The organism is Oceanisphaera sp. W20_SRM_FM3, from assembly GCF_052119705.1.
In the GTDB taxonomy this organism is placed as follows: domain Bacteria; phylum Pseudomonadota; class Gammaproteobacteria; order Enterobacterales; family Aeromonadaceae; genus Oceanimonas.
Genome location: NZ_JBGQOP010000011.1, coordinates 65,938 through 85,465 on the forward strand (window position 1 = coordinate 65,938; position 19,528 = coordinate 85,465).

The following is a 19,528-nucleotide window of genomic DNA, read 5'->3' on the forward strand; positions in this document are numbered from 1 at the left end:
GTGATTTCAGAACTTTTTCCGTGGCAGAAATATCCCTAGCTCTTGTCTGTAGCTCTTAAAAGCCCACAGAGGTTACGACGAACTACTTAGCTGTTATTCTGCTGTTAACTTCCTTAAACGCCGGCAAAAGTCAGGCTGCGTTTTACATTGGCGCAGATACCTTTTAAATTAGCTGGGTTAACGCCTATGAACCGAGTGATAGAACAGGATTATCCATGCAGATGACCACATCTGAGTTACGCACCGCGTTTCTCGAGTATTTTCGCCAACAAGGCCACCAAGTAGTGAGCTCCAGCTCACTGGTTCCCCATAACGATCCTACCTTGCTGTTTACCAACGCCGGTATGAACCAATTTAAGGATCTGTTTTTAGGGTTAGAGCAAAGAGCCTATACCAAGGCGACCAGCTCGCAGCGCTGTGTGCGTGCCGGTGGCAAGCATAACGATCTGGAAAACGTGGGCTACACAGCCCGCCACCACACCTTCTTCGAAATGCTGGGTAACTTCAGCTTCGGTGACTACTTCAAGCAAGATGCAATTCGTTTTGCTTGGGAGTTTTTGACCGAAGTGGTGCAGCTGCCTAAAGAGAAGTTGTGGGTGACCGTTTACGCCACCGATGACGAAGCCTTCGAACTTTGGTCCAAAAAAATGGGCGTGCCAGAAGAGCGCATAGTGCGTATTGGCGACAACAAGGGCGGCGAGTTCCAGTCTGATAACTTTTGGACCATGGGCGATACCGGACCTTGTGGCCCTTGTAGCGAAATATTTTACGATCACGGCGAACAGATTTGGGGTGGTCCTCCGGGCAGCCCAGAAGAAGACGGCGACCGTTATATCGAAATCTGGAACCTAGTGTTCATGCAGTTTAACCGTCATGCGGACGGCACCATGGAGCCGCTACCTAAGCCGTCTGTGGATACCGGCATGGGGTTAGAGCGCATCGCGACTATCTTGCAAGGCGTGCACTCTAACTACGAAATCGACCTGTTTCAGGCGCTGATCACAGCCGCCGCCAAGGCCGTGGGCACCGACGACTTAAGCAGCCAATCGCTGCGGGTGATCGCGGATCATATTCGCTCATGCTCTTTCTTAATTGCCGATGGCGTTATGCCCTCCAACGAAGGTCGCGGCTATGTGCTACGCCGTATTATTCGCCGCGCCGTGCGCCATGGCCGTAAGTTGGGTGCGGAGCAGTCGTTTTTCTACACGCTAGTAGGTGCACTGTGCGAGCAGATGTCTGATGCCTATCCTGAGCTGAACACCCAGCGCGCCATTATCGAAAAAGTACTGCGCTTAGAAGAAGAGCAGTTTGCGCGCACCTTGGGTCGTGGTTTGCAGTTGTTAGAAGATGCCATTGGTGAGCTGGGCGATGCCAAGGTGTTGCCAGGTGAAGTGGTATTTAAGCTCTACGATACTTACGGCTTCCCGGCTGACTTAACCGCCGATGTGATGCGTGACCGCGAGCTGAGCATAGATGAAGCCGGCTTCGAAGTTTTGATGCAGCAGCAGCGCGCGCGCGCCAAAGAAGCCTCAAACTTTGGTGTGGATTACAACAAGACCTTGAAGGTAGAAGGCAACACCGACTTTATCGGTTACGAGCAATTGGCCGAATCTGCCAATGTCACCGCCATCTATAAAGAAGGCGAGCCGGTAACGGCGTTAATCGCCGGTGAAGAGGGCGCTATCTTACTGGATCAAACGCCATTCTACGGCGAGTCTGGCGGCCAGGTGGGCGACAGTGGTGTGCTCAAACTGGATAATGGCCTGTTTGTGGTAAAAGACACCAAAAAAGCCGGCAATGGCGTCTTGCATCTGGGCACATTGGAGCTTGGCACCTTAGAAGTGGGTGATGCAGTCACGGCGGCCGTAGACAGCTATCGTCGTAAAGCGATCGCACTGAATCACTCGGTGACGCATTTGCTGCACGCTAGCCTGCGCAAGCTGTTGGGTGAGCATGTGACGCAAAAAGGCTCCTTGGTGGATCCTGAGCGCCTGCGCTTTGACTTCTCGCACCTTGAGGGCATGACGGCCGCCGAGTTGCGTGAAGTTGAAGACATGGTGAACAAAGACATTCGTGCTAACCATGCGGTCGCCACTCAGCTCATGGATCTTGACGGCGCTAAAAATGCCGGTGCCATGGCGCTGTTCGGTGAAAAGTACGATGACGAAGTGCGCGTGGTCTCCATGGGCGATGCGTCTACCGAGCTGTGCGGCGGTACGCACGTACAACGCACCGGTGATATCGGCTTATTCAAGATCTTGTCAGAAAGTGGCATTGCCGCCGGTATTCGTCGCATCGAAGCCGTAACCGGTGATGCCGCCATCGCCTACCTGCATCAACTGAACAGCGAATTGGCACAAACCGCCGGTTTAGTAAAAGGTGACTTATTCTCCGTCGCCGATAAGGTGAAGCAAACACTGGATCGCAGCCGTCAGCTAGAAAAAGAAATCGAGCAGTTAAAAGCCAAGCTCACCGCACAAGCGGGCACGGCGCTGTTAGAGCAAGTAGTGGAGATTAAGGGCACTAAGGTACTGATAGCAGACCTTAACGGCGCCGAGAGCCAAGCACTGCGCGGCTCTTTGGATGACCTTAAGGTGAAGCTGCAGTCTGGCATAGTGCTATTGGCCACCGTTAACTACGGCAAGGTAAGCCTGATTGCCGGTGTCACCAAAGACTTAACCGCTAAGGTAAAAGCCGGCGAGCTGGTGAACTTGGTTGCCCAGCAAGTGGGCGGTAAGGGCGGTGGTCGCCCAGATATGGCGCAAGCCGGCGGCACTGAGCCCGCTCAGCTGCCAGCTGCCTTGGCTTCAGTTACGCCTTGGCTAACCGAACGCTTGTAAGAGGTGAAGAGTAAAATCATAAGCGCAAAGCACTAAAGTTGTGAATCCAAGAGGCCTGTCAGTGACAGGCCTCTTGTTTTAGTAACGATTAACGATATTTGTTAACAGAGTAAGCTAGGTTTTTGCACCCCTTTAGCGGATAATAAATAACAATTTTTCTAATACATAGCAGCCACAGGAGCAGCAGATGCTGATATTGACCAGACGAGTAGGGGAAACCTTGATGATAGGTGACGAAGTGACCGTGACCGTATTGGGTGTGAAGGGTAATCAGGTTCGTATCGGTGTAAATGCACCCAAAGAAGTATCTGTGCACCGTGAAGAGATTTATATGCGCATACAAGCCGAGAAAGGCAACGCAGCAGACGAGACTTATTAAGTAACCATTTAAGTAGTTATTTAAGTAATTATGTGGTGTTTTTTGTTCAAAATGACGGTTTTTAGCACAAAGTGTATAAAGACTGTGCATGTGAACAAAACAGGTAAGAAAAGGGTTTGACATATTTTCGTGTGACGGTAATATACGCCACACAAACCGGTGAGGTGGCCGAGTGGCTGAAGGCGCTCCCCTGCTAAGGGAGTATGCGTTAATCCGCATCGAGGGTTCGAATCCCTCCCTCACCGCCATATTTAGCACCCTTAGCTCAGCTGGATAGAGTACTCGGCTACGAACCGAGCGGTCGGAGGTTCGAATCCTCCAGGGTGCACCATATCGTAAGTAACACATCTGGTGTTGCTTATAAAAGAGTAAGACATTTTAACGCTGCACCTTTAGCTCAGCTGGATAGAGTACTCGGCTACGAACCGAGCGGTCGGAGGTTCGAATCCTCCAAGGTGCACCATCTAAATGTACAGATTGAAATAAAGAAAAATTTACAGTTTTATCCGCACCCTTAGCTCAGCTGGATAGAGTACTCGGCTACGAACCGAGCGGTCGGAGGTTCGAATCCTCCAGGGTGCACCACATTAAGAAGCCTGCCTAGAGCAGGCTTTTTTGCGTTTGGGATTTGTGAATAGTTTTTATCTGTAGCTGTCGTTTCTGTTCACTTGTAATCGGCAATTTATTCGCCGCTCCTGTGAAGCAGGATGATTGAAACAATTAGGAAAAATCGTAACAAATAAGTTGTTACCTACCAAAACTCTGGCATCGGTAGGCGCGGTGTTGGGCGGTGCAATACTGCGCAGCAATATCTTTGCTCCGATATTTCATGTGCCGCCCTATCATTTTTAGCTTGTCTACCCACGCGCTGGCAAAAGGTGAAACAAGACAAAACAGGTATCGTAAAGCAATAGCTTTGCTGCACCAGAACCTGCTGCGCAGGATTTCGCGGCTAAAGCACGCGACTACATTCGTGCAATATGTTTGTGGCGGTGGAGCTGGGTGTAAGGATAAATGTTTAATTCACCATTCAAAATTATCCTTAACACTCAGACACAAAAAAGGCGCCTAAGGCGCCTTCTACCATCATTTAGCTAACTTATGCTGATGCGTTATCTTCTAAGCCGACGATTAACCAAGGAGCGTTCTCTTGGTTTAAGTCGCGCTCAAGATGCCAAACTTCAGTAATGTCTTGCTCTACGCCTTCTTGGCTATCGCGATAACGACCACTGAACTTCAAGCTTACTTGAGCGTGATAAGAGGTATGGTCGGCACGCACTAATTCTGCATCCACAAACATCACTTCTGTGTGCTGATCACCCGTTAAGGTGGCACGCTCTTGGCTTAAATCAGCAAACAGCTCTGGAGAAACGTATTCGCGGATCTTTTCCAAGTCATTGGTGTTCCATGCCTCTTGCAGGGTACGGTAATGCTCGCGTGAGCCTTGTAAGAAGGCTTGCATATCAAAACCGGGAGGCAGGTTAAAAGGCACGTCGCTTGGCGCAAAACCGCTGCTGCCGGTAGCGCTAGGATTCGTGCTGCTATCTGCTGGTGCAGGGCTTGGGCTAAATGGCTTAGGCGTTTCAAACTGCTGGGGGCCACCGTAAGCGGGCCGCGAGGTTTGGGCTTTACCTTTGCGCAGCGTGCTAAAGATCTTAAAGGCGACGAAGGCGAGGCCGGCGATGAGCAAAAAGTCCATCATCTTAAAGCCTTCAAAGGCGCCTGAGCTAAACAGGGCTGCCAATAAACCACCGGCCAGCAGGCCGCCTAACAGGCCACCCATCATGCCACCGGATTTTTTCGGGGTTTGAGTTTGACCGGCTTGGTTAGCAGTGTTCTGCTTAGCAGGTTGAGCGGGGGCTGTTTTATAGGACTTACCAAACGAGCGACCGCCGCCCATTTTACGGGCTTCGGCATCAAACGCGGCGGCAGTAATGCCAATCGCAAAAATAAGAGTAAATAATGTAAGCAACTTACGCATGTTAACTTCCTTGAATGACAGACAGGCACATCCTAAAGCAGGGACATGTTATGTCAACTGCTGATCAAATAATCAGCCAGTAGTGCGCTAGAGTAACATCAAAATGTGATGCCACCTTACTATCGTAGATGTTGAGCCTAGTATCGCAGTACAATGCTGGCACATGACTAATACCCACGCCTTGGTCATAGCTAATAGCAGAGAGAAGTTCATGAGCGAGAAAACCGTCACTAAAGTCGACCACGCCCTAGCCCAGTTAAAAATGCCACCTCACTCCTTTGAAGCAGAGCAAGCGGTGCTGGGTGGTTTGCTGCTGGATAACAATGCGTGGGATCGAGTGTCGGAAAAAGTCTCTGAGCCGGATTTTTATAGCCGACCGCACCGTTTGATCTTTCAAGCCATGCAGCGCTTAAGCATGATCAATGACCCGATTGACTTGATCACGGTACAAGAAGAGCTAGAGCGCCACGAAGCGCTAGATACTGTAGGTGGTTTTTCATACTTAGTGGAAATCGCTAAAAATACCCCCAGTGCCGCCAATATAGGTGCTTATGCAGAAATTGTGCGTGAGCGAGCCTTGGTGCGTGAAATGATTGCCGTGGCCAATGACATTGCCGAATCTGGCTTCGATCCTCAAGGGCGCAATGCGGGTGCCTTGATTGATTTGGCCGAAAGTAAAGTCTTTAAGATTGCCGAAAGCCGCACCAACGCCAATGAAGGGCCGCAACCATTACGCACCCTGCTGGAAAAGACGGTCGGTAAAATAGAAGAGCTCTATAAAAACCCCCATCAGGGCATTACCGGTGTGTCGTCTGGCTATAAAGACTTGGATAAAATGACCGCGGGTTTTCAGTCCTCAGACTTGATTATAGTGGCCGCGCGACCTTCTATGGGTAAAACTACCTTCGCCATGAACCTGTGTGAGCACGCCGCTCTCACCAGTGATAAACCCGTGCTTATCTTCTCGTTGGAGATGCCCTCTGAGCAGATTATTATGCGGATGTTGGCCTCATTGGGACGCATCGATCAAACCAAGATCCGAACCGGCCAGTTAGATGATGAAGATTGGGCGCGCTTGTCGTCCACCATGGGCATGCTGCTCGAAAAAGGCCAGTTGTATATTGATGATGCCTCGGGCCTCACGCCCACCGAAGTGCGGGCACGGGCGCGGCGTATTGCGCGCGAGCATGGCGGTATTAGCATGATCATGATCGACTACTTGCAGTTGATGTCGGTGCCGGGCTTGGCGGATAACCGTACCTTGGAAATTGCCGAAATATCCCGCTCGCTGAAATCCTTAGCTAAAGAGCTGGAAGTGCCGGTGGTGGCGTTGTCGCAGCTAAACCGAAGCCTAGAGCAGCGTGCCGATAAACGACCCATCAACTCGGATCTGCGTGAATCAGGCTCTATTGAGCAAGATGCAGATTTGATCATGTTTATTTATCGGGATGAGGTTTATCACGACGACAGCACAGAAAAGGGCATTGCCGAGATTATAATAGGCAAGCAACGAAATGGTCCTATCGGCCGCGTTCGGCTGACCTTTCAGGGACAATATTCGCGCTTCGATAATTATGCGGGGCCGGCCTATGATGATGAATATTAAGGAACAAAGATGGATGCCCACGGAGCTATTGCTCGCATCAGTCTAGCCGCAGTACAACATAATCTGCGCCGAGCTAAGCAATTGGCGCCCAAAGCGCAGGTGATGGCGGTAGTGAAAGCTAATGCCTATGGCCATGGCGATTTGAGCGTGGCTGCCGCCCTTAAAAACGAGGCGGACATGTTTGCGGTAGCCCGCTTTGAAGAGGCGCAAAAGCTGCGCGCCGGCGGCCTTATTCAACCCATTTTATTGCTTTCTGGCTTCTTAAACGCCGAACAGCTGCAATTTGCTGCCCTTAATAATTTTCACGTCTGTGTTCATCAGTACGAGCAACTGGCGCTATTAGAGCGCACACCGCTGGCGGCACCTATTCATGTGTGGTTAAAAATTGACTCTGGCATGCACCGCATTGGCTTTAGTACCGATCATGCCGAAGCAGCGTTGGCGCGCTTAAGCGCCATTAAGCAAGTAGTGCAACCTGTGAATGCCATGACCCACTTTGCTCGAGCCGATGAACCTGAGCAGCGCTGTGTTACAGAGTCAGCCATCGCACGCTTTAAGCAAGCTACCATAGGCAAGGTAAAATACAGTGCGCTCTGTAATTCTGCCGCCGTAATGGCGTTTCCAGACGCGCACGCGGATTTTATTCGCCCCGGTATCATGCTCTATGGCATTACGCCTTTTAGCGATCAGCAAGGTAGTGACGTAGGCTTAAAGCCTGCCATGAACTTTGTCAGCAGCTTGATTGCGGTGCGCAGCCACCAAGCCGGCGAGCCGGTGGGCTATGCCGGCAGTTGGGTGAGCCCCAGAGATACCCGCATTGGCGTTATCGCCGTGGGTTATGGCGATGGTTATCCGCGTATGGCTCCACCGGGCACACCAGTGCTGATTAATGGCCGTCGTTACCCGCTAGTGGGCCGGGTCGCCATGGACATGGCGACCGTAGATTTAGGGCCCGAGGGTGATGAGCGCGTTGGGGATGAAGTATTGCTGTGGGGAGACGGCTTGGCCGCCGAAGAAATTGCGCGTCACGTGGGCACCATCGCCTATGAGCTAGTGACGCGCTTAACCGCACGCCCACGCTGGGAATATGTTGACTAGCTCGTGAGGCGTAAAGGGTGAGGTGAGAGGGGTAAATACCCAGCCTGCAAGTATGGGTTTATTCATCACTCCCCACGCTTCTCTCCTTACGCCTCACTCCTCACCTTATACAGCTTGGCAGCTGCGGCATTGGCCGTGGGCTTCAATCGACTGATTGGTGATCACAAAACCATTGGCTTTTGCCTGCTGTTCGAAGGCATGATTGATGGCGTCATCGTGTAATTCAATCACCACACCACATTGATTGCAGATTAACAGCTGCATCGGGTGGTGCTCGTCAAAGTGTTCACAAAACAAAAACGCATTTAGCGACTCTACCTTGTGCACAAATCCTTGAGCTAGCAAAAAATCCAAAGCCCGATACACAGTGGGTGGCTTAGCGTTGGGCTCTCGCTCTTTCAGCCTATCTAACAAGTCATAGGCGCTTACCGCCCCTTGATACTCAGCGATGAGCATGAATACATTGCGGCGTGTCGGAGTAAAACGTACCCCGCGCTGTTTGCACAGCAAATCGGCGCGCTCCAGCTGCTGTGGAATAGACATATTTGATAAAACCCTCACTGATGATTGACCGCATCTTAGCACACTCATCTTTAGCTTCATCTAAACAAGCTTGGGGCAGAGAGCCGCCTTGGGTATAATGGCCGTCTTTGTGTACAAAAAGACCTCAATTATATGACTCATTACCCCAGTGCTCGCTTCTCCGTGGCCCCGATGCTCGATTGGACTGACCGCCATTGCCGTTACTTTCATCGCTTGATGAGCCGCCATGCGCAGCTGTATACGGAAATGGTTACCACGGGGGCGATTTTGCACGGCAAAGGCGATTATCTAGGCTTTAGCGAGGCCGAGCATCCTTTGGTGTTGCAGCTGGGCGGCAGTGATCCTGTGGCGTTGGCTGAGTGTGCGATTCGTGCGGAGCGCCAAGGCTACGATGAAATTAACTTAAACGTAGGCTGCCCCTCGGATCGGGTGCAAAATGGCATGTTTGGCGCTTGCTTGATGGCAGAGCCACAGCGGGTGGCCGACAGTATAGCGGCCATGAAGGCGGCAGTGGCGATTCCGGTGACGGTGAAAACCCGCATCGGTATCGATGAGCTCGACAGCTATCAATTTCTCTGTACGCTGGTGGATGGTTTAGTTGAAGCAGGCGTGGATGCGCTCATTGTGCACGCGCGCAAGGCGTGGCTGAAAGGGCTAAGCCCCAAGCAAAACCGCGATGTGCCGCCGCTGGATTATGAGCGTGTTTACCAGCTGAAACGTGATTATCCCCATCTCACCATAGCGGTGAATGGCGGCATTAAGACGCTGGATGAAGCCAAGTTGCACTTAGAACAACTTGACGGCGTTATGCTGGGCCGCGAGGTGTATCAAAATCCGTATCTTTTGGCGCAAGTAGATGGTGAGCTGTTTGGTGATGCGTATGCAGTACCGAGTCGCCATGAAGTGATCCGCCAATTACTGCCTTATATAGAAACGCAGCTTAGCCAAGGGGCTTATTTGGGTAATGTGACGCGCCATACCTTAGGCGTGTTTCAAGGCTTGCCGGGCGCGCGCGCTTGGCGTCGTCATTTAAGCGAAAATGCCCACAAAGCGGGTTCAGGTCCCGAAGTGGTAGAAGCCGCCATGGCCCATGTGCCCGAATTTTGTTACATAGATTAAGATTGCCCTGCGGGGAGCCGTAAGCTTGAAGCGGTAAGCTACAAGTTAAACAAAGAGCAAGGGCTGCGCCAAGTTAAAAAATACTCAACAGATCCATGCTCAGGCGTGGATCTGTTGTTTTAGTTGATGGCTTATTGCGAAATTAATAGTTATTACCTATTGGTATCATAGAAACTAACGGTTTAACTTGAGGCGGCTGTCTGGGCATAATGAGTCCATTGAAGCATCGCACTTAAAACAAAGCACTCATTAAGGGGTACGTTATGTTAGAAGATAAAACCGGTCAGGCAGTTCCTCAGGTTACCTTTAGAACGCGCCAAGGCGAGCAGTGGGTTGATGTAAGCACAGACGAAATTTTTAAAGGCAAAACCGTCGCCGTGTTCTCCTTGCCGGGTGCTTTTACGCCGACCTGTTCATCTACACACTTGCCGCGTTATAACGAGCTGGCCAGTGCCTTAGCCGAAAATGGCGTCGATGACATAGTGTGTTTAAGCGTGAACGACACCTTTGTGATGAACGCTTGGTTAGCCGACCAAGAAGCCGAGCATATTCGCGTGCTGCCCGATGGCAATGGCGAGTTTACCGACGGCATGGGCATGTTGGTCGATAAGCAAGACTTAGGCTTTGGCAAGCGTTCATGGCGCTACTCTATGCTGGTGAAAGACGGCATTATCGACAAGATGTTTATCGAGCCTAATAAGCCAGGTGACCCGTTTGAAGTGTCAGATGCCGATACTATGCTGGCCTACATTAACCCTGCTGCCGCTAAACCCTCGGCTATTACGCTGTTTACTAAGTTAGGTTGCCCATTCTGCGTGCGTGCCAAGCAAATGCTGAATGATAAAAATATGCGCTTCGAAGAAGTGGTGTTAGGCAAAAGCGTGAGCAGCACCAGCTTAAAGGCGGTTTCTGGTCGCAGCACGGTGCCGCAGGTATTTATCGACGGGCAGCATATTGGCGGTAGCGAAGAATTAGCTGAATATTTGGCTTAAGGCCTAAATCCTAGATTTACGTACATCCACAGCGCCGGCGAAAGTCGGCGCTGTGTTTTTTGGCGTAAGCCTTTAAAGCTGCTGAGGCTGTTTAACTTTCGTCGCCGGTTTGCCTAAGAATTTAGACTAACGTTTAATTAACTGTGTTCTGAGAGGCTTGTTTTTCAACGAAAGATTTTTAAAGCAATCGACTTCTCCACCGCAGCGGTTTAAACCTAGGAGTAAACATGCCTAAAACGATGCAAGTAGATGTGGCCATCATTGGTAGTGGCACTGCAGGCTTGGCCGCTTGGCGCACCGCCAGTAAGCGGGGTAAAAAAGTCGTTATTATAGACTCAGGCCCGCTCGGCACTACCTGTGCTCGCGTTGGCTGCATGCCTTCTAAATTACTAATTGCGGCTGCAGACAGTGCCTACGCAGCGGGCCAAGCCCCGCGTTTTGGCGTGCAAACAGGCAAGTTGGTGATAGATGGCAAGGCGGTGATGGCGCGTGTGAAAACTGAACGCGATCGCTTCGTGAGTCTGGTTATCGACTCCATCGACTCAATTCCAGCCGACAATAAGTTAGTAGGCTTTGCCCGTTTTACTGATGCTAATACCTTATTAGTGGATGATCACACCCAAGTAACCGCCACTAGCATAGTGATTGCCACCGGCTCTCAAGCTAGCTACCCCAGTGATTGGCAAGCATTAGGGAATCGGTTAGTTGTTAATGATGACGTGTTTGATTGGGACGATTTACCTCAGTCGGTGGCCTTGTTTGGCCCCGGTGTTATTGGTTTAGAGTTGGGTCAGGCATTGCATCGTTTAGGTGTTAAGGTATGGATGCTGGGCAGAGGCGGTCAATTAGGTCCCTTTACCGATGAAAAAGTCATGAACTATGCCCACCAGTTATTCAGCGAAGAGTTTCATCTGGATGTAGATGCCAAGGTGCAGCGTATGAATCGCGTTGCTAATCAGGTAGAAATTGAATTTACCGATCCCGAAGGCGTCAACGAAGTGGTCTGGTGGATTATGTGATTGCTGCCACCGGTCGTCGGCCGAATGTGGGTAAACTGGGATTGGAAGCGCTGAATTTAGCGCAGGATGAAAAGGGCGTGCCGATAGTCAATGCTCATACCATGCAAACCAGCATACCTCATATTTTTCTCGCCGGAGATGCCAGTAATCTACTGCCACTGCTGCACGAAGCCAATGACCAAGGACGCATAGCTGGCGACAATGCGGCGCGTTTTCCGCATGTCGTACCAGGCTTTAGGCACAGTGCGTTATCTATCGTTTTTACCTCACCGCAAATTGCCATGGTGGGTGAAACTTATCGCAACCTGCAAGAGCGAGCTAAACAGCAGGCCAAAGCTTGCGACTGCTTTGCGGTGGGTGAGGTAAGCTTTGAAGATCAAGGTCGTAGTCGGGTGATTGGGCAGAATAAAGGCTTGCTGCGCGTCTATGGCGAGCTCGGCACAGGCCGATTCTTAGGCGCCGAGATGATAGCGCCCGCTGCTGAGCATTTGGCGCACTTACTCGCTTGGGCCCATCAAAGTGAGATGACGGTAGCTCAAATGCTCAGCTTGCCATTTTACCATCCGGTGGTGGAAGAGGGGTTAAGAACCGCACTGCGTGATCTTAACGCTAATTTAGAATTAGGCTCCGCCATTGAAGACCGCTGTATGGAATGTGGGGTAGGGGATTAATTGAAATAACGGTGAGGAGTGAAGCGTAAAGAGTGAAGTGTAAAGAGTGAAGTGTAAAATCCATACTAGCAGCTGCGTGTTACGCCTCACCCCTTACTCTTCGCGTTAGTTAATAAGGATCTACATGAATTTACGAGATTTAGAATACCTAGTGGCGTTATCGCAAGAGCTGCACTTTCGTAAGGCCGCGGAAAAATGCTTCGTTAGCCAGCCGACGTTAAGCGGTCAACTACGAAAATTAGAAGAAGAGCTGGGCGTGATCTTGATCGAGCGTACCTCGCGGTCTGTGTTATTTACTCCTGCGGGTAATGCCATTACCGCTCAAGCCAAGCGGATCTTAGCGGAAACCAAAGAGTTGACTGACATGGCGCGCGCCTTTACCGATCCACTGTCGGGGGAGTTGCACATCGGCTTGATCCCAACTGTTGGCCCTTATTTATTGCCGCATATTATTCCAGCACTCAAGCAGCACTTTCCCGAGTTACAGCTGTATTTATATGAAGCCCAGACCCAGACCTTGCTTAAGCAGCTGGCCGACGGCGAACTCGATTGTCTGATTTTGGCGCAACTCGATCACATGGATAACTTTGGTAGCGTGCCTTTGTATCATGAGCCCATGCTGCTGGCGCTACCGAGCGATCATGCTTGGGCTAGCCGTGAACAAGTGGCTTTGAGTGAGTTAAAAGGCGAAAAACTATTGATGCTGGAAGATGGCCATTGCTTACGTGATCAGGCGATGGGCTTTTGTTTTGCCGCCGGTATTGGCGAAGATCAGCACTTTAAAGCCACCAGTCTCGAAACCTTACGCAACATGGTAGCGGCAGGTTCAGGCCTGACCTTAATGCCAAAATTAGCCATTAATCCTCAGCAAATCGATCTGCAAAAAACCGATAGCAGCGTCAGTTATGTTGCTGTGGTGGATCCCGAGCCTAGTCGTGCCATCAGCCTACTGTATCGTACCCATTCGGTACGCCGCCCCTGTTTTAATGAAGTGGCCAAGCTGGTCAAAGATTGCGTACCATTTTGAATGTTGAATGTTGAATTAAAAATGGATTGCCACGCTGCGCTCGCAAAGACCCTGCTCTGCCATCGCGAGGAGTGAAACGACGCGGCAATCTAGGGGTGAAAAGTGGCGCGTAGCGCCACATATAGCAAAGCATTAGCTTGGCTATATCGTGTAGAACATCTGCATAAGATCCGGCGTTGCCGGATTTCGCGGCTAAAGCACGCGACTACATTCGTGCTGCATGATTCGTACTGCATGGGAATATGGGCGTTGCTGCACAATGTGAATAGTCGATATTTAATTCACCCTCGCGCAGTGCACCCAAAACAAAAATCCACGCCTAGGCGTGGATTTTTTATTTCTTATTTAGCTTAGCGCTGGTTTTACCCCTCACGCCTCACTCTTTACCCTTCACCCGGCTAAAACAAATCATCCGTGACGCTGGTGCCACCAAAGGACTGGCTGGTTTCAGGGCGGCTGTAGTATTTGGGCTCGGTGCCGGGCACAAAATACTCAGTCACGCCTTGGCCTGTGGTTTTTAAGCCGGTGTTAGGATCGATAGTAGCGGTATACAAGCCACTGGGCACAGGGCGCTCTCGCTCAGGAAATGGCGCGAGCGCCACCTTCATATAATCTATCCAAATGGGCATGGCGGTACTGGCACCAAATTCGCCACCGGCTACCTGATTGCCGTCTAGATTGGCGTTATAAGCGGTGCGGCCTAAGGGGCGAGCAAAATTATCGAAGCCCACCCAAGCACTGGCCACGCGGTCGGGCGTAAAACCTGAAAACCAAGCGTCACGAGACTGGTTAGTGGTACCGGTTTTACCGGCTATGTCGTGTCTTTGTAATGCTTTTCCGGCGCGCCAGCCAGTGCCGTTCCAGTTACGGCCATTGCTGGTGCCACCCCAAATCGCGGAATTCAGCGCTTGGCTGATCAAAAACGACGTCTCTTCGCTAAGCACTTGGGTCATCATAGGCTCTGCTTCATACAAGATGTTACCCGTACTGTCTTCAATGCGTTGTACCACAAAAGGTGTCACTTTCTTGCCGCCATTGGCGAGGGCCGCATAGCCGGTGGCCATTTGTAGCGGTGTGGCTGAAGGTGAGCCCAAAGCTAAGCTTTCGGTGGCAGGAATATTTGACGTATCAAAGCCTAAATCGTTGAGACGCTGCAAGGCGGCAGGAATACCTGCTTCGCGCAGCAAACGAATCGAGACCACGTTTTTAGAACGCGCTAAGGCTTCTCTAATTCGAATGGGGCCATCATAAACGTTGGGTGAGTTCTTGGGGCGCCAGCTTTTGCCTGAGCCCGGATCCCAATGGTTAATAGGGGCATCATTAATCATGCTGGCTAAGCTAAAGCCTTGGTCGAGGGCGGCAGAATAAATAAAGGGCTTAATATTTGACCCCATCTGACGCTCTGCTTGCTGAGCACGGTTAAATTTATTGAGGGTAAAGTTAAAGCCACCCACGAGTGAGGTGACGGCACCGGTATTAGGATCCAAGGCGGCGAGAGCACCGTTTATTTCGGGCAATTGCGCTAACATCCACTGCTCACCTTGGGGGCGCACCCAAATTAAATCTCCCACTGCCAGCGCATCTTTGGCTTGGCGCAGCGCATTACCTTGGCGGCTATCTGCGATATAAGGTCGAGCCCATTTGATGCCATCCCAAGCTAAAGTCTGTGCCCCCTTATTTTTGATCAATACGGTGGCACTGCGTGCCTCTACGGCGGTAACGATGGCGGGCTCTAACGGCCAATAGCTGGGTAAGTCGGCGAGGTGTTCATTCATTTTCTCGGCGGGCCAAGGCGTACCTTGCCAGAGCTTTTCGGTAGCTCCGCGATAACCGTGGCGCAAATCATAGGCCAGTAAGCCATTTACCAGTGCTTGCGTACCGGCTTGCTGCTCTTCTGACTGCACTGTGGTGTAGACCTTTAAGCCTTTGGTGTATGCCTCTTCACCAAACATAGTTAACGCAAATTGATGCGCCATTTCCGCGATATAAGGTGCACTCAGGGTGATTTCTGCGCCGTGATAGCGGGCAGCGACAGGCTCAGCCATGGCTTGGTTATATTGCTCGCGGGTAATTTTGTCGGTATCGAGCATACGACCCAGCACCAAGGAGCGGCGCTCGGCGGCACGTGTTGGATTACTGATGGGGTTTAGCACAGACGGGCCTTGAGGAAGACCGGCTATCATGGCGGCTTCGGCCAAGGTCAGCTCAGCGACTTCTTTGCCGTAATAGACCTGTGCTGCGGCCCCCACGCCATGGGATCTATGCCCCAGCGCTATTTTATTTAAGTACAGCGCTAAGATTTCATCTTTGCTTAACAAAGATTCAATGTGCAGGGCCAGAAACACTTCTTTGATCTTACGAGTAATGGTTTTTTCGCGGCTTAAGAAGAAGTTACGCGCGACTTGTTGCGTGATAGTACTGGCACCTTGGCTCTTCTTACCCGTAGTAAACCACACAGTGGCGGCACGAGTAATACCAATCACATCTATGCCGGGGTGTTCATAAAAACGTGCATCTTCAATGGCCAATACCGCATCTATCAGCATAGGCGGCATATCTGCGATCGCGATTGGCGTACGGCGCTGTTCACCATATTGTGAGATCAACTCACCATCTTGGCTGAAGATGCGCATTGGTGTTTCAAGCCGGATATCTTTCAATTCAGACACATCGGGCAATTCGGGCTTTACCTGTTGATAAAGCACAAACACGCCGCCCACGGCGCAGATTGCCAAAAACAAACCGAATAAGAACAGGCGAATTAGCCATTTAAGCATGAAGTAGTAACCCAGAATTATTTATCGCTCATTTAGCCAGCAAGTATATCCTGTATAAGACTGCTTATTCGAGTGCTTTGTGTTTTTAAGGTCAATCGCGCCCGCAGTCTGCAGATGCTGTCTATGCTTAATCAGCGACTCATCACATTGCATGGATGCCTATGCTGAGCCCTAAACCCAACGTTACCTTGAGCGTTAATCAAAACACAGACCCGAGCGAAAAGCAGAGTGAAAAACTCAGCCTTAGATTAAGTGAGTGGCTCAAAGGTATTTTTAGCCGACCGCTGAATTTTAATACCAGTACCGCCGCCGAAACCTTGCTCGGCATTGATTTTAACAGTCAACGCATTTACGCCGTGGCGCTGCGTTATCTCCCTGCCACCCCACATCAGCCCGCACGCTATCAGTTGCAAAGCATGGCCTGTGTAGCCACGCCCAGCGGCGCTATCCTTGATCATCAATTACAGAATATGCCACAAGTGGTGCTGGCACTCGGTGAGTTGCGCCGCTTGCTTAAGGTGCGCCGCCGCAACGTGGCCACGGCCGTGACGGGCAGTAGCGTAACCACAAAAATATTGCATGTACCCAATAGCTTGCCGGCTGAAATGTTAGCGCTGCATGTGCAGCAAGCCGCAGCGGGGCAGCTGCCTTTTCCGCTAGCAGACATTAGCCTAGATTTTGAAATGCTTAAACCCTGTGCACTTCATGCCGATTGCGACCAAGTATTGCTCAGTGCCGCCCGTACCGAGCATGTGCAAGCCCGAGTTAAGGCGTTGCGCCAAGCGGGTTGGCGCGCGCAGATCGTGGATATTGGCAGTCATGCCTTGGCACGTGCGGTGAGCTTTTTATTACAACCTCAGCCTGGCCAGTTAGTGGCCACGCTGGAGCTGAATACTGAGAGTCTCACTTTTATGGTGCTGGCCGACGACGAGATTATTTATCAGCGCTTACAACCTCTCGCCGCCGATGTGGAAGAGGCCAAGCTCGGTCATCCTGATTACCGGGCGTTGGTGGTGAGTCAAGTGCAGCGTCAGTGGCAGTTGTTTTGCAGTCACTCAGATCAAGCGCCACCTAAGCAGCTCATGCTTTGTGGCAGCTATCCTGAGCTGGCGCAATTAGTGCCTTTGCTCAATCAGCTATTGGGTATCGCCGTACAAGAACCTGATTTTAGTCGCGCCTTTGGCCATACGCCGGGCATAGCGCCTCATCTTTATTCAGAAGCCGCCGCCTTTAGCACGGCCCTTGGGTTGGCTCTGCGCCGAGATATGCCATGTCTCACATAAATTTATTACCGTGGCGGTCTTTGCAGCAAGCCAAGCAAGAGCGGCGTGTTTTACGCCAGCTAGTGATAGTTTGCGTGCTGAGCATAGGGTGTGTGTGGCTAGCTGGTCAGTATCTTCAGCAACAAATCCAAAGCCAGCAGTTGCGCAATGCTCAACTGCTGCAGGCGAGTGCCGGTCTTGACGACGCCTTGCAGCAGTTGGAGCTGTTACGCCAGCAAGAGCAACAACTGGCGGTGCGTCGTGACTTCATCGTGCCCTTACAGCACAGTCGTCATCAGGCTTTGCAACTGCTTAATCACTTACCCAGTTGGTTGCCCAAAGGAGTGAGGCTAGACAGCCTGCAATTAAGCTCACAGGCGCTTGAGCTCAAGGGGCAAGCTCATAATTATGGCCAGTTAGCCGACTTAATACAGCGTATAGAAGGCATCCCTTGGTTGAGTGAGCCGCGTCTGCAAGCACACTCACTGGCAGATGCCGCTCAGCCGGGTACTCAGCAATTCTCGTTGCAGGCACAGCTTGTTGCTGTTGTTTCCTTACCCGAACGACCTATCACCACTCGTGAGTTGGCGAAGGCGTTAAACGAGGAGGATCCATGAGTTGGCAATTGAATGAGCTAGAACTCGATCAAATTGCGGTCTGGCCATCGGGTGCCAAATTTTTGCTCTTAGCCTTGGTTGCGCTCTTATTGTGCTTAAGCGGAAGCTACTTTTTTCTCGCCGAGCCTTGGGGACAGTGGCAACAAATGCGTGCTCAAGAGGCTGAGCTAAAGCGTACTTTTATACATAAGACGCAAGCCGCCGCTCATTTATCTACTTATCAGCACCAATTAGCGCGGCTAGAACAGCAAGTCACCCGTGCACAGCAGCAGTTACCTCAGCAGCGGCAAGCCGCCAACCTACTCAATGAACTCAGCGCACTCGCCGACGAAAACGGCTTAGTGCTGGCTGGTTTTCAGTGGCAGGCGGAGCGTACTCGGGCTGAGGCGCGGGAGCTGCCGCTGCAACTCAACTTGCAAGGGGATTATCATCAGCTGGGGCACTTTGTGGCACAGGTGTCGGCCTTACCTCGGCTGGTGGTGATTGAGCGCTTAGATATTCGCAGGCTTAACGCTTGGCAAGACCCAAGCGGGCACAATAAGGCCACTAGACCCCGCTCCTTCAACGGGCCAGCGGAGTCAACCGCGGCAGAGTTAACTATGAGCCTGTTAGCCACGGCTTATGTGTATCCTGCCGAAGAAAGGAGTTTGGAACCATGAAGCATGATAGGGGCGTAAAAAGCGGATTATTAATGGCTGTTTGCGGGTTACTGTTGGCTTGTGGTGAGCCGGAGTCGATCAATGAATATATTGCCAATGCGGCTAAGCAGCAGGGTGCCTCAGCTGAGCCGTTATTGCCATTAGTCACTGTTTCAGTACCACCTACTCAAGCGCTGTCTTACCAAGCACAGGACGCACGCAATCCATTTTTTTGGCAGCGGGAAACCTTTTTATCGGATGAGCTGCTGGCGAGTCGCAGCCTTAATGGCTCAAACCCCAAGATAATGAGTGACGCTGATCTCCATTCAACGCCGCCAGAGGAATGCGAAGTCAAGATGCTACCCGAGCTGGTATTGCGCGCTACTTTTAGCGATCACTCATTTAACGATCGCTCGGCGAGAGGCATGGCCTTGATCCAAGTGGCTGGCGGAGCCATTTATCCGGTTACGCTGGGGCAGCGGTTAATCGCGAGTCGTCAGGGTTTGACTGCTAGCGACCAGTCAGGGGGCAATGACGACTTAGGTGAAGTCACGGCTATAAGTGCACAAACTGTCACCCTTAAACAAAACCCCTTAGGCCGTCAGCACTGTCCGGGCGCTCAACACACCATATTGCGTTTATATGAGTGAACTGGCGGCATTAAATGAGTGGTGCACATGACCAAACATTCTTTTTTAACCTGAGGGCAGGATAGTTTTTGCATCATATCGGGCTTAACGCCACTCTCTTGGTGCGCAAGGCACGCTAATAATTTTGCATGAAATCGCAGATTAATCCCCATCATAATAACAAGCGCGAGTTGATTATCTGGGCTGCGCGCCGTATTGTGCGCCCTAGTATTTGAATTTTAGTATTCGTATGCCTTGAACAACAGCGGCTAAATTGACCGCCAAGCGACCTAAAACAAGCTATTGCACGCCAATCCTGAGGACTGTCTC

Annotated in this window: 16 protein-coding genes and 4 tRNA genes; 17 read left to right on the top strand and 3 right to left on the bottom strand. The window is 51.1% G+C overall.

Annotation, left to right across the window (positions count from 1 at the left end; translation table 11 throughout):
- The first annotated feature begins 215 nt into the window (after window positions 1–215).
- From alaS to ACEN2G_RS08020, 6 genes are all read left to right on the top strand, one after another.
- Window positions 216–2,840: an alanine--tRNA ligase gene (gene alaS, locus ACEN2G_RS07995; protein ID WP_442020959.1), complete on the top strand. Its 2,625-nt coding sequence runs from the start codon at window positions 216–218 to the stop codon at window positions 2,838–2,840.
- Between the two features lie 187 nt (window positions 2,841–3,027).
- Window positions 3,028–3,219 carry a carbon storage regulator CsrA gene (gene csrA / locus ACEN2G_RS08000; protein WP_442020960.1) on the top strand — a complete coding sequence of 64 codons (192 nt, stop codon included), beginning with the start codon at window positions 3,028–3,030 and terminating at the stop codon, window positions 3,217–3,219.
- Window positions 3,220–3,377: 158 nt separating this feature from the next.
- Window positions 3,378–3,467 (top strand) — tRNA-Ser (locus tag ACEN2G_RS08005).
- A gap of 6 nt (window positions 3,468–3,473) precedes the next feature.
- Window positions 3,474–3,550: transfer RNA gene (locus tag ACEN2G_RS08010), tRNA-Arg, on the top strand.
- Window positions 3,551–3,605: 55 nt separating this feature from the next.
- Window positions 3,606–3,682: transfer RNA gene (locus tag ACEN2G_RS08015), tRNA-Arg, on the top strand.
- A gap of 45 nt (window positions 3,683–3,727) precedes the next feature.
- Window positions 3,728–3,804 (top strand) — tRNA-Arg (locus tag ACEN2G_RS08020).
- A 514-nt stretch (window positions 3,805–4,318) separates the two neighbouring features.
- Here ACEN2G_RS08020 and ACEN2G_RS08025 read toward each other — a convergent pair.
- Window positions 4,319–5,200 (bottom strand): Tim44 domain-containing protein, encoded by an 882-nt coding sequence (locus ACEN2G_RS08025; protein ID WP_442020961.1) that lies wholly within the window; start codon window positions 5,198–5,200, stop codon window positions 4,319–4,321.
- A 211-nt stretch (window positions 5,201–5,411) separates the two neighbouring features.
- On the opposite strand from ACEN2G_RS08025, the gene dnaB reads away from it, so the two are divergent.
- Both dnaB and alr read left to right on the top strand, forming a co-directional pair.
- Window positions 5,412–6,806, top strand: coding sequence for a replicative DNA helicase (dnaB, locus tag ACEN2G_RS08030; protein ID WP_442020962.1), 1,395 nt, complete (start codon window positions 5,412–5,414; stop codon window positions 6,804–6,806).
- Window positions 6,807–6,815: 9 nt separating this feature from the next.
- Window positions 6,816–7,904, top strand: coding sequence for an alanine racemase (gene alr / locus ACEN2G_RS08035; RefSeq protein ID WP_442020963.1), 1,089 nt, complete (start codon window positions 6,816–6,818; stop codon window positions 7,902–7,904).
- Window positions 7,905–8,009: 105 nt separating this feature from the next.
- Here the strand turns inward: alr and zur are convergent, their stop codons facing one another.
- A complete protein-coding gene (gene zur, locus ACEN2G_RS08040; RefSeq protein ID WP_442020964.1) occupies window positions 8,010–8,447 on the bottom strand; it encodes a zinc uptake transcriptional repressor Zur in 438 nt (145 codons plus the stop codon).
- A 132-nt stretch (window positions 8,448–8,579) separates the two neighbouring features.
- Here zur and dusA point away from each other — a divergent pair, with 132 nt between their 5' ends.
- The 5 genes from dusA to oxyR all read left to right on the top strand — a co-directional run bounded on the left by dusA (window position 8,580) and on the right by oxyR (window position 13,275).
- Window positions 8,580–9,566, top strand: a complete 987-nt coding sequence (gene dusA, locus ACEN2G_RS08045) for a tRNA dihydrouridine(20/20a) synthase DusA (RefSeq protein WP_442020965.1) — start codon at window positions 8,580–8,582, stop codon at window positions 9,564–9,566.
- A gap of 263 nt (window positions 9,567–9,829) precedes the next feature.
- The gene (locus ACEN2G_RS08050) at window positions 9,830–10,558 is read left to right on the top strand and encodes a glutathione peroxidase (RefSeq protein WP_442020966.1); all 729 of its coding nucleotides are present in this window, start codon (window positions 9,830–9,832) and stop codon (window positions 10,556–10,558) included.
- 227 nt (window positions 10,559–10,785) lie between these two features.
- A complete protein-coding gene (locus ACEN2G_RS08055) occupies window positions 10,786–11,577 on the top strand; it encodes an FAD-dependent oxidoreductase (RefSeq protein ID WP_442020967.1) in 792 nt (263 codons plus the stop codon).
- Window positions 11,565–12,248 (top strand): FAD-dependent oxidoreductase, encoded by a 684-nt coding sequence (locus tag ACEN2G_RS08060; RefSeq protein WP_442020968.1) that lies wholly within the window; start codon window positions 11,565–11,567, stop codon window positions 12,246–12,248. The genes ACEN2G_RS08055 and ACEN2G_RS08060 overlap by 13 nt, the downstream gene beginning before the upstream one ends.
- A gap of 124 nt (window positions 12,249–12,372) precedes the next feature.
- Window positions 12,373–13,275 (top strand): DNA-binding transcriptional regulator OxyR, encoded by a 903-nt coding sequence (gene oxyR / locus ACEN2G_RS08065; RefSeq protein ID WP_442020969.1) that lies wholly within the window; start codon window positions 12,373–12,375, stop codon window positions 13,273–13,275.
- A gap of 398 nt (window positions 13,276–13,673) precedes the next feature.
- Here oxyR and ACEN2G_RS08070 read toward each other — a convergent pair whose 3' ends face one another.
- Window positions 13,674–16,052: a penicillin-binding protein 1A gene (locus ACEN2G_RS08070; RefSeq protein ID WP_442020970.1), complete on the bottom strand. Its 2,379-nt coding sequence runs from the start codon at window positions 16,050–16,052 to the stop codon at window positions 13,674–13,676.
- A gap of 161 nt (window positions 16,053–16,213) precedes the next feature.
- Between ACEN2G_RS08070 and pilM the strand changes: the two genes are divergently transcribed.
- Genes pilM through ACEN2G_RS08090 form a run of 4 tightly spaced genes read left to right on the top strand, consistent with a single transcriptional unit; the run spans window position 16,214 to window position 19,219 of the window.
- Window positions 16,214–17,335 carry a type IV pilus biogenesis protein PilM gene (pilM, locus tag ACEN2G_RS08075; protein WP_442020971.1) on the top strand — a complete coding sequence of 374 codons (1,122 nt, stop codon included), beginning with the start codon at window positions 16,214–16,216 and terminating at the stop codon, window positions 17,333–17,335.
- Window positions 17,323–17,931, top strand: a complete 609-nt coding sequence (locus ACEN2G_RS08080; protein WP_442020972.1) for a PilN domain-containing protein — start codon at window positions 17,323–17,325, stop codon at window positions 17,929–17,931. Before pilM ends, ACEN2G_RS08080 begins: the two co-directional genes overlap by 13 nt.
- The gene (locus tag ACEN2G_RS08085; RefSeq protein WP_442020973.1) at window positions 17,928–18,590 is read left to right on the top strand and encodes a type 4a pilus biogenesis protein PilO; all 663 of its coding nucleotides are present in this window, start codon (window positions 17,928–17,930) and stop codon (window positions 18,588–18,590) included. Before ACEN2G_RS08080 ends, ACEN2G_RS08085 begins: the two co-directional genes overlap by 4 nt.
- Window positions 18,587–19,219 (top strand): hypothetical protein, encoded by a 633-nt coding sequence (locus ACEN2G_RS08090; RefSeq protein WP_442020974.1) that lies wholly within the window; start codon window positions 18,587–18,589, stop codon window positions 19,217–19,219. The genes ACEN2G_RS08085 and ACEN2G_RS08090 overlap by 4 nt, the downstream gene beginning before the upstream one ends.
- The last annotated feature ends 309 nt before the right edge of the window (window positions 19,220–19,528 follow it).